This is a genomic window from Dyella sp. (genome assembly GCF_035685885.1).
Lineage (GTDB): Bacteria > Pseudomonadota > Gammaproteobacteria > Xanthomonadales > Rhodanobacteraceae > Dyella.
In genome coordinates, this window is sequence record NZ_DASRZX010000135.1 from 1 (window position 1) to 4,321 (window position 4,321).

The window sequence follows — 4,321 nt, forward strand, 5'->3', positions numbered from 1 at the left end:
GCGTGCGATGAGCCTGCGCGAATACCATCGCAAGCGCGATTTCTCCCAGACCCGGGAGCCCAAGGCGACCGGGCGTGCGGGCAGCCAGCCGATCTTCGTCGTGCAATTGCACCACGCGCGCCGACGTCATTTCGATTTCCGCCTGCAGGTCGGCAAGACGCTCAAGAGCTGGGCGGTTCCCAAGGGGCCGAGTTTCGACCCGGAAGTGAAGCGGCTGGCCGTGGAAGTCGAAGACCATCCGCTTTCCTACGCGAACTTCGAAGGCGATATTCCCGAGGGCAATTACGGCGCCGGCCACGTGGACTGTTTTGATCGCGGCGTCTGGTCGACGGAAGGCGATCCGGTGGCGCAGCTGCGCAAGGGGCATCTGGAGTTCGAACTGGATGGCACGCGCCTGCACGGCCGCTGGCATCTCGTGCGCAGCCATCGCAAGGAAAGACAGCCGGCCTGGTTCCTGATCAAGGGCAAGGACGAGTTTGCCGGCAAACTGGAAGCGGATGACCTGCTGGATGCGAAGCTGTCACGGAGTACGGCGGCATCAGGCCACGTCGCGAAAACCGCGTCGAAGACGGGCAAGGTGACGGCGAAGAAGACGCCATCCACGAAACATGTCGACGGCGCGCGCAAGGCCAGCATCACGACGGCGTTCTTCGCTCCGGAACTCACGCAGCTGCGCGATCACCTGCCGCCCGGCGACGACTGGCTGCACGAGATCAAATGGGACGGCTACCGCATCCTCACGGCCGTGGTGGGCGACGACATCCAGTGCTGGTCGCGCAATGCACTGCCATGGAGCGGGCGCATTCCCGACATCGTCGAAGCCATCCGTGCCCTGGGCGTGACGTCGGCGCGCTTCGATGGCGAGCTGGTGGCGATGGAACACGGGCGCAGCGATTTTTCCCTGCTGCAGAAGATTCTTTCCGGTGAACGCCGCGGACGGCTCAGCTACATGTTGTTCGACCTCATTCACCTCGATGGGCAGGATCTCAGCCATGTGGCGCTGCAGGAGCGCAAGGCGCTGCTGCACAAGCTGCTGGCCCGCGTGAAGGGCGGACCGGCCTCGTTGCTCGGCTACAGCGAGCACGTGGCGGGCCATGGCGAGGAAGTGCTTGCGATGGTGGAGAAGTCAAACCTGGAAGGCGTGGTTTCCAAGCGTGCGGATTCGGCCTATCGCGCCGGACGCAGCGGCGACTGGTTGAAAGTGAAGCGCCTGGAGAGCGACGAGTTCGCCATCGTGGGTTATACGCCGGGCAAGGGAAGTCGTCAGGGTTTCGGGTCGCTGCTGCTTGGCCGTCCGTCGCCGAAAGGCGGCTGGGACTATGCCGGGCGCGTCGGTTCGGGTTTTTCCGATACGCAGCTGCGCGATCTGGGCAAGGCGCTGGCGGAGTCGCCACCAGCACCCAAACCAAGCGTGCATGAAGACACCATCGACCCACTGCTGCGCCATGCGCGCTGGGTGCGGCCGCACGCGGTGGTGGAGGTTTACTACCGCGGCCTGGGTGGCAACGGGCTGCTGCGCCAGCCCAGCCTCAAGAGCCTGCGCGAGGACAAGCCGGTGCGCGGCCTGCGCGATGCGGACCGGCCGGCGTCGGCGCGCAAGCCGGCGCGCTCCACCGCCGCCACCGGCACGACGATCAGAGGCATCGCGATATCGCATCCCGATCGCGAAGTGTTTCCCGGCATCACCAAGCTCGAGGTGGCGCAGTATTACGACGCGGTGATGGATGCCTTCCTGCCTGGCGTGAAAGGGCGTCCGCTGTCGATCCTGCGCTGCCCGGCAGGCATCGGCAGCCAGTGCTTCTTCCAGAAGCATCCCATGCGCGGACTCACCCAAGTCGACCAGGTGACGCTCGCGGAGAGTTCGGGGGCGGCGCGTACCTATCTCAGTCCTTCGGATGCTGCTTCGGTGATCGAACTGGTGCAGTTCGGCGCGATCGAATTCCACCCGTGGGGAGGCCTGGCCAAGGCACCCGATCGCGCCGATCGCCTCGTGTTCGATCTCGATCCCGCCGAAGACGTGGCGTGGAGGCGCGTCGTATCGGCGGCGCGACTGGTTCGCAAGTTGCTTGGGCAGTTGGCGCTGGAGTCGTTTGTTCGCACGACCGGCGGCAAGGGACTTCATGTCGTGGTGCCGCTGCGTCCCGCCGCAGCTTGGGACAAGGTCGAGGCGTTTGCCCGTGCGTTCGCCATGTCGCTGGCCGCATCGCGTCCCGATGAGTTCATCGCCGTGGCGACCAAGGCGCGCCGAGGTGGGCTGATCTTCGTGGATTACCTGCGCAACAGTCGCGGCGCGACCAGCGTGGCGTCGTATTCACTGCGCGCCCGCGCAGGCGCCACGGTGGCGGTGCCGTTGCGATGGGAGGAACTTGGCAAGCTCACGGGTCCGGCATCTTTCGACATTCGCACGACGCCGGCTCGCCTGCGTCGCCAGCGACGTGATCCGTGGGAAGGCATCGACGACGTACGCCAGACTCTCGCTGGCGCATTGCGTGCGCTGTCCCGCGGAAAATGAGCAGGCGCTGAGTTCGTCACGCCTTCGCTACCTCGCCGCGACGGCCTCCGCATGGCATCACGGGCAGCATGGCGCACTCGTCCCCACGGAGTCGCCGCCATGTCCACGTCCAACCTCAAGGGCCGCAAGATCGCGGTTCTCGCCACTGACGGCTTCGAGCAATCGGAGCTGACCGAACCCAAGCGCCTGCTGGAAGAAGCGGGCGCGCAGGTGACCGTGATCGCGCCGGGCGATGCGCAGCAGATCACCGGCTGGAACAAGAAGGACTGGGGCGAGAAGGTGGATGTTGATCAGTCGCTGGACCAGGCCCAAGCCGATGGCTTCGACGCGCTGGTGCTTCCCGGTGGCGTGATGAACCCGGACAAGCTCCGTCAGCTGCCTGCAGCCGTGGGATTCGTGAAAGCGTTCGGCGACGCCGGCAAACCCATTGCCGCGATCTGCCATGGCCCGTGGACGCTCATCAACGCAGGTCTTGTGAATGGGCACCGGGTCACGTCCTGGCCTTCGCTGCGCAAGGATCTGGAAAACGCGGGCGCAGACTGGGAAGACAGCGAGGTGGTGACCGACGGACAGCTGATCACCAGCCGCAAGCCCGATGACATCCCCGCTTTCGTCGACGCCGTGATCCGCAAGCTCGCCGCCTGAGGCACGCGCTCAGGGCTGTCCGGGCTTTTGCTTCGGATTGTTCTGCGGTTCGTGCGGCGTCTTCTTGTCGGGCATCGTCTGGTCGCGCCGGGACGGCGTGGGCTGTGGCTCGGGGTAACCGGACGTGCCCGGCGGCTGGCGCGGCTTTTCGTGTTTGTGCTCGCTCATGGCGGCATCTCCGTTGGCATGCCGCCGCAGCTTGTCTCCAAGGGGTTGAAGAGCGTGTCGCGTCGATGTGATCGGCGTATCAGCGACGCGTGCGGAACGCCACGCTGATGCGCGGGCCCATCGGCTCAGGCAGCTTGGGAATTCCGTGGTCGTAGTGCAGCTGCGTATCCCAGCTCATGGTAAGCAGGCTGCCAGCCGCGAGATCCAGGTCCATCCGGCGAGGTGCGTGGTGCTTCTTGCTGCGGATATGCATGCGACGCGTCGCGCCAGTGAAAGCAGGGCGATGGGCCGGCCTTCGATGAGGTCACCCAGCCGGTCGTTGTGCATCGCCACGCTGTCGTGTTCGTCCCAATAGAGGTTCAGGCCAATGCTGTTGAAGCGTTCGCCCGTCTTGCTTCGCACCTGTTCCAGCGCTTGCCGCAGTGGCCCGGGGAGCGCGGCATCGTCGGCCGAGAAATGCGCGGTAAGCCGCGGCACGTCCAGTTCCCGTTCCTACATGACACGTCGCTGCTGACGCAGCAGCTCGCGGAACCATGCATCGGCCTGGGCAAAGGGCAGGAAGCGCTCGTCGTACACGATCCGCCCGCTGGCATCGTCCAGCACTGTCCACGGACCTTCGGAGAACAGCGGTAGTTGGGACACGGCCACCTCGGCAGGCAGAGGTGGCGTGCCCCCGCCATTTATGGATGGGGGCTTGGGCCGATGGTCGCAAGGGAGAACGGGGCGCATTGATTCCCGCGACGGCGATGCGGTGATCGGCAGTCTCCTCGCCAGTGCCGTGGAGAAAAGGGTCCGACGGCAACTCGCGTCTGGGTTGCCGTCACGCGAGATACACGCCCGATCACCAAAGTGCTCCCCCAAAGGGAACGGGCAGCACGCGCTGCCTGCACGACAACGGCGAAAACGATGGATGATGGCGAGCGTGTCGACCGTCATCGGGAGCCAGGCCATGACCGAACAGAGTGCGGGCATTCGTCCCGAGGTGTTGCCCAGTGG

5 protein-coding genes are annotated in these 4,321 nt (G+C 65.4%); 2 read left to right on the forward strand and 3 right to left on the reverse strand.

Annotated elements, in window-relative coordinates; genetic code table 11:
* The first annotated feature begins 7 nt into the window (after positions 1-7).
* Together ligD and VFG49_RS15120 are read left to right on the forward strand one after the other, a co-directional pair.
* Positions 8-2,512: a DNA ligase D gene (ligD, locus tag VFG49_RS15115; RefSeq protein ID WP_324861965.1), complete on the forward strand. Its 2,505-nt coding sequence runs from the start codon at positions 8-10 to the stop codon at positions 2,510-2,512.
* 99 nt (positions 2,513-2,611) lie between these two features.
* Positions 2,612-3,157 (forward strand): type 1 glutamine amidotransferase domain-containing protein, encoded by a 546-nt coding sequence (locus VFG49_RS15120; protein WP_324861957.1) that lies wholly within the window; start codon positions 2,612-2,614, stop codon positions 3,155-3,157.
* A 9-nt stretch (positions 3,158-3,166) separates the two neighbouring features.
* On the opposite strand, the gene VFG49_RS15125 is transcribed toward VFG49_RS15120, so the two are convergent.
* The 3 genes from VFG49_RS15125 to VFG49_RS15135 all read right to left on the reverse strand — a co-directional run bounded on the left by VFG49_RS15125 (position 3,167) and on the right by VFG49_RS15135 (position 3,967).
* A complete protein-coding gene (locus tag VFG49_RS15125) occupies positions 3,167-3,325 on the reverse strand; it encodes a hypothetical protein (RefSeq protein WP_324861959.1) in 159 nt (52 codons plus the stop codon).
* A gap of 174 nt (positions 3,326-3,499) precedes the next feature.
* Positions 3,500-3,802: a hypothetical protein gene (locus VFG49_RS15130; RefSeq protein ID WP_324861961.1), complete on the reverse strand. Its 303-nt coding sequence runs from the start codon at positions 3,800-3,802 to the stop codon at positions 3,500-3,502.
* Between the two features lie 15 nt (positions 3,803-3,817).
* Positions 3,818-3,967, reverse strand: coding sequence for a hypothetical protein (locus VFG49_RS15135; RefSeq protein WP_324861963.1), 150 nt, complete (start codon positions 3,965-3,967; stop codon positions 3,818-3,820).
* Positions 3,968-4,321 lie beyond the last annotated feature (354 nt).